The 5168-nt window shown below is 45.6% G+C and carries 6 protein-coding genes; 4 read left to right on the plus strand and 2 right to left on the minus strand.

Annotated features, from left to right (window positions below):
• Nucleotides 1–422: 422 nt before the first annotated feature.
• Nucleotides 423–1460, plus strand: a complete 1038-nt coding sequence (locus ACEW9J_RS21060) for a metal ABC transporter solute-binding protein, Zn/Mn family (RefSeq protein WP_373547052.1) — start codon at nt 423–425, stop codon at nt 1458–1460.
• Nucleotides 1461–1634: 174 nt separating this feature from the next.
• Nucleotides 1635–3038, plus strand: a complete 1404-nt coding sequence (locus ACEW9J_RS21065) for an iron uptake porin (protein WP_373547048.1) — start codon at nt 1635–1637, stop codon at nt 3036–3038.
• 112 nt (nt 3039–3150) lie between these two features.
• Here ACEW9J_RS21065 and ACEW9J_RS21070 read toward each other — a convergent pair whose 3' ends face one another.
• Both ACEW9J_RS21070 and ACEW9J_RS21075 read right to left on the minus strand, forming a co-directional pair.
• Nucleotides 3151–3549, minus strand: a complete 399-nt coding sequence (locus ACEW9J_RS21070) for an ArsR/SmtB family transcription factor (RefSeq protein ID WP_373547049.1) — start codon at nt 3547–3549, stop codon at nt 3151–3153.
• Entirely contained in the window at nt 3550–3717 is a 168-nt protein-coding gene (locus ACEW9J_RS21075; protein ID WP_310481160.1) for a metallothionein, read from the minus strand.
• A gap of 241 nt (nt 3718–3958) precedes the next feature.
• Between ACEW9J_RS21075 and ACEW9J_RS21080 the strand changes: the two genes are divergently transcribed.
• Nucleotides 3959–4432 (plus strand): MarR family winged helix-turn-helix transcriptional regulator, encoded by a 474-nt coding sequence (locus tag ACEW9J_RS21080; protein WP_373547050.1) that lies wholly within the window; start codon nt 3959–3961, stop codon nt 4430–4432.
• Between the two features lie 81 nt (nt 4433–4513).
• Entirely contained in the window at nt 4514–5020 is a 507-nt protein-coding gene (locus ACEW9J_RS21085) for a nuclear transport factor 2 family protein (RefSeq protein ID WP_373547051.1), read from the plus strand.
• The last annotated feature ends 148 nt before the right edge of the window (nt 5021–5168 follow it).

Genomic DNA, 5168 nt, shown 5'->3' on the forward strand with positions numbered 1-5168 from the left:
CTTTTCTGATTTTCTAATACTTCGATCCTTGCTTCGAGTGCATTAATCCGCGCCACTAAATTTTCTACCAACGCCATCACTGCTTCTTCCCCTTGGGCATAGCAAGCAAGGATTTCGTCTTTATTGATAGTTAGTTTTTTGGGTGCCTGCTTCAATGCGTTGCTGTCCGTTCCATATCTCTGTCAAATTCTACAACCATAACTACCGTTTATCCAAAATCTCCCTAATTTTTTAAGCCTGAGTAGTTACTATTTAAGTGCGTACTAGCCGATCGATCCAATTGACAGCAAGCTGCTCCACCATTTAAGATGATTTCACTCGATGCGATAATGATTCTCATTCTATCATAGATTTGCTATACAGACTTTGCCCCTCACCCGTCACTGCGCCAGCAACCCGCCCACAATTTACCAATTCAACAGATCGTGAAAATTAGCCCTCGTCGCTCAGATTCAAACCAACCACTCCGCCACAACTGGCTGGTATCGTCACTACTAACAATAGGGGTGCTAGCTGGATGTACAACACCCGACAGTAAACAGCCGACAGATGCCACTAGTCCCACCGCTAGCGAAACTCCAGCCGCAACCACAGCCGCAAGTACAGAGAGCAGCCCGAAAGTAGTTGTTACTAATACTGTATTGTGCGACTTGACCAAACAAATTGCGGCTAGCACTGTTAATGTAGTCTGCCTGCTGGCTCCTGGTAGCGATCCCCATGTCTACAAACTGACACCAGAAGCCAGACAATCGATCGAAGACGCTAAACTAGTCTTATATGGTGGCTATGACTTTGAGCCAGATCTAACTAAAGCGATTAAAGCAACATCTAATCCAGCTCCAAAAGTAGCCGTACATGAAGTAGCGGTAACTCAGCCGCTGAAATTTGAAGAAGATGGTAAGAGTGCTACCGATCCGCACGTTTGGAATAATGCCCAGAATGGCATCAAAATCGCCGAAACGATCGAGGCTAGCTTAGAGAAACTAGTTCCAGCCCAAGCAGCAACTTATAAACAAAATACCCAAAAATTAACAACAGAACTCGGACAAATCGATACCTGGATTAAATCTCAAATCGGTACGATTCCGGCTGCCAAAAAGGTGTTATTTACCACTCATGATGCCCTGGGATATTACTCCCAAGCTTATGGAATTCCGGTCGATGCTTTGGAAGGATTGAGTACGGAAGAAAAGCCCAATGCAGCTAGAGCAAAGGAACTTGTTGGCAAAATTAAAAAAGCGCAAGTACCGACTATTTTTGCAGAGTTGACTCTTAATCCCAAATTAATTACGGCGATCGCTCAAGAATCAAAAGTGAAAGTAGCAGAGCAGGAACTCTATGTAGATGGCTTAGGTGAAGTGAGCAGTCCAGGTGGAACTTATCAAAAGATGTTGATTTCTAATACTAAAGCGATCGTTGAAGGTTTGGGTGGTAAATTCACTCCTTTTACGGCTAAATAAGTTCATTTGTACGGTTTCACTCTGAGCATCGAATCGAACTCAACTAAAAACAAGCGATTCTCTTTCTGCTGAAGCAGACGCTCCGCGCACAGAGAGGCTACGCAAACGAATGGTAACATCAATCGCTTCTTAAAATAACAGCAACTAGCATTTTTACAATTCAAAACGATCGAAATGAATAACTTAAACCAATATCTAAACTGGCTGACAATTACTGCCAGCGGATTATGTGCCACCTTATTATTAGTAACTGGTGCCCAAGCCGCAGATTCAATTACGACTACACCCAGATCGGTTACAGCCACAGTCTCTCAATTTAGTCCCAACCCGCTAATTGCAGTCAGAAAAAAGCAACCTCGTCAGAAAAAAGTCAAGAAAAAAGCCAACAAAACGGAAACTAGAGCCTCATCCTCCCCCCAATTAGAACTTACGCAGACACCTCCGCCCCCGATAACCTCGCCAGATCCAATAGTTCCACCAGAAGCACCTAAAGTAGAAACTCCAGCACCCAATCAGTTTTCATTAAACACCAAACTGGAAGGACAAGTAATTTTTGGGGCAACAGGGACTTTTACTGGAGATTTCGAGCGCAATCCCGCCTTCGGACATCGGACTCGGCTCGAACTCATCACGGATATCAATGGTGGCACCCTCACTACCCGACTGCAAGCTGTCGGATTAGGTTTATCCAACCAAAATGTCACGGCGGGGACAACTGGCACCACTACCAATGAAGGCAACTTATCTTGGACTGATGGTACAACTACCAGTAGCATCGGCATCGATACGCTCAAATATGAATTTGCACTCACATCGCAAACTCAGGTGGTAATTGCAGCAAATGCCGGGGCAGCAGATGACTTTACCGATACGATCAATCCTTATTTTGATGGGGATGGTGCGAGTGGCTCGATTTCGGCATTTGGTAATCGTCCCTCGATTTACTATACAGTGAGCGGGGTTGGTGTTGGCGTTCGACATAAGTTAAGCGATACCACCGAACTAAGTTTGGGTTATTTAGCTAATGATGGTCAGACTCCAGCCGCAGGGAGTGGCTTATTTGGGGGCGGTTATGGTGCCATCGCTCAACTCACCTTTCAGACTGGGGAAAATTCTAAAGTTGGCGTAACCTATGCTCGGACTCTGAACTCAGCATTTGGAACGGGAAGTAATAATGCTGAAAATTTGAGTGGTCTTAGCAATAACTTTGGGTTGCAAGGTTCGTTTCAACTGAATCCTCAGTTAGCCTTGGGTGGTTGGGTTGGCTATACCCAAAATCAATCGGCGGCTGGTGTAGACAGACAAATCTGGAACTGGGCACTAACAGCCGCTGCACCAGATTTAGGTGGTAAAGGGAATTTAGCTGGGTTCCTCGTCGGGCAAGAACCACGCGTAACTTTTGCTAGTGATGGTAGTTCAGATACCAAAGCTGGATTGCATATTGAGGGATTTTATCAGTTTAAGGTCAGCGATAGTCTCATTATCACGCCAGGGATTATTTATCTGACGGCACCGAATCAGGATGCGAATAGTAGCGGTGCTGTCATCGGTGCGGTGCGGACTACTTTTACCTTTTAGCTGCGATCGAAGTCGTAAGGGCGATCCGATCGAATCGCCCCAAATAACAACGGCTTCGTTTTGCATCGACGCAGCTAGCTAGAGGATCTGAGTGCCAAACTGTCACTAACTTCTAGATTGTTGTATCGATCTGCTCGACCACTAACTGATAAAAGTCGAGCATCTGACGATCTTGCAGGCTATAGAATACATGCCGCCCCTGCTTGCGAAAATTGACCAATCGGATTGCCCTGAGCGTTCTTAACTGATGGGATACCGCCGATTCGTTCATCTCCAACATCACGGCTAGATCGCCAACGCACATTTCCTTCGCTGCGAGGATCGAGAGAATTCGCAACCGATTGGGATCGGCTAGAAAGCCCAAAAACTCTGACAGACGCTGTGCCTTTTCCACCGAGAGCATTTCGGTGGGTGAGGAATTTGTATCGTCAGAGTGAGTGGGATGGGGAGCTTCACAACAAAGATCTTCCCCGTCCTCGATCGTCACTGGTTCGGTAGATCGATCTGACATCTATTTGTCGCAGCCACAGCCTGTATGTCCGCAACCTTGTCCGGTAGTATGACCGTTAGCACAAGCATCGCCGCAGTAATGTTTGCCGTCTTTGACGATCGCGTCTGAGAGCGAAACTATACACAGGCAGGAGTTACAAGCACATTTCATTTGAGTAACAGTAGACATGATGGTTCTCCTTTGAGTTATCTGTATATCCTAACACATGAATGTGTGTTCAGGTAATGAGAACTGGGAATCCTTGCAGTTTCCATTTATCGTAAGATGCTAGAAATCGCTCAGACAGATTTATAGAACCCATTCTAGACCTTTGCTCGTTAGCTACAGGCTGTTACGAGAACACAAGTATCAAATACTTGTTGACACGACTATCCTTGCGAAGTATATTAAGCGTATGAGCAAAACAAAAATGCCTCGACATTCCACTCTCCACGCAGAATTGGGTGAATCTCAGCCCTTTCAAGTGCCAGAACAGGAAGCTTACCTCAATCTCGTTAGGACTCATGCCCTCTTGAGCGACGAGGTAGCAGAACTGTTCAAGCAGTATAATCTGTCGCAGCCTCTCTATAATGTCCTTAAAGTGGTTGCAAGAGTCGGAAATGCTGGAATTCCGAGCCAGTCTATTGCTCAGTACATGGTGGCACGCGATCCTGATATTACTCGTTTAGTCGATCGGTTGCAGAAGGATCGATCAATCGAACGCGAACGAGATGAAGGAGATCGTCGCGTTGTTCGAGTCAGAGTAACTCAATTAGGTCTAGATCTGATTCAAAAACTCGATCCCCTGATTTGGCAGCTACATCGACAGCAACTCGGACACCTAAGCCAAGAAAAGCTCGAATTGCTCAATCAACTTTTGGTAGAAGCACGGCTAAAACCATGACTATACTTCACTTAGGGTAAACAGAGCCGTTCTCAATTATTTATTTGTTTTAAGGACTATCCGCAAAAGAAGGAATTTACAATGAAAAGATTACTGCGAGATCTCTTGGCATTGCTTGTCGTCGGCATAATTAGTATTGGGCTAGCCCAACCTGTGCAGGCTGCTCCAAACGATGTCGATTTGCTCAAGCAAAGTGTAACCGCATGGGAAAAGGGATGGAGTTCGGGAGACAGCCTTTTCGCAATGACTCGCGTCGATCATTTGTACGACCGCAGCGATCGATTTTTGGAATTTGACACGATTTCGCCAGCAGGAACCGTTACTCAGGGATACCAGAGCTATAAGGATCTATGGGAACCGATAATGCAAGCATCAAAACAGGCAAAAACCGCGATCGATGATAATGTCAAAGTCACTACGGACGGCAAAATGGGGTCAACAACATTCACATTCACAACTGAGTTTATGGATCGTGATACGGGTAAAAAATATGCCGAACATGCTCATGCTTCGATGGTCTGGGAAAAACAGGACGGTCGCTGGGTGATTATCCACGAACACGTTTCCAGTCCAGTCCGCATGAGTTAAGTTAGTTAGATTCAGTAGATCGCAAAGAGTGGAAAAAGGGGTAGAGTCTGGCTAGACAAAAACAAAAACAGCCACGATGACTACCCCTACTTCATTATCTCTGACTCCGGCTTTAACCGACGAAGGCACCTTGGCATCAGCTATCGAT

The sequence above is a fragment of the Chamaesiphon sp. genome (assembly GCF_041737865.1).
GTDB lineage: Bacteria > Cyanobacteriota > Cyanobacteriia > Cyanobacteriales > Chamaesiphonaceae > Chamaesiphon.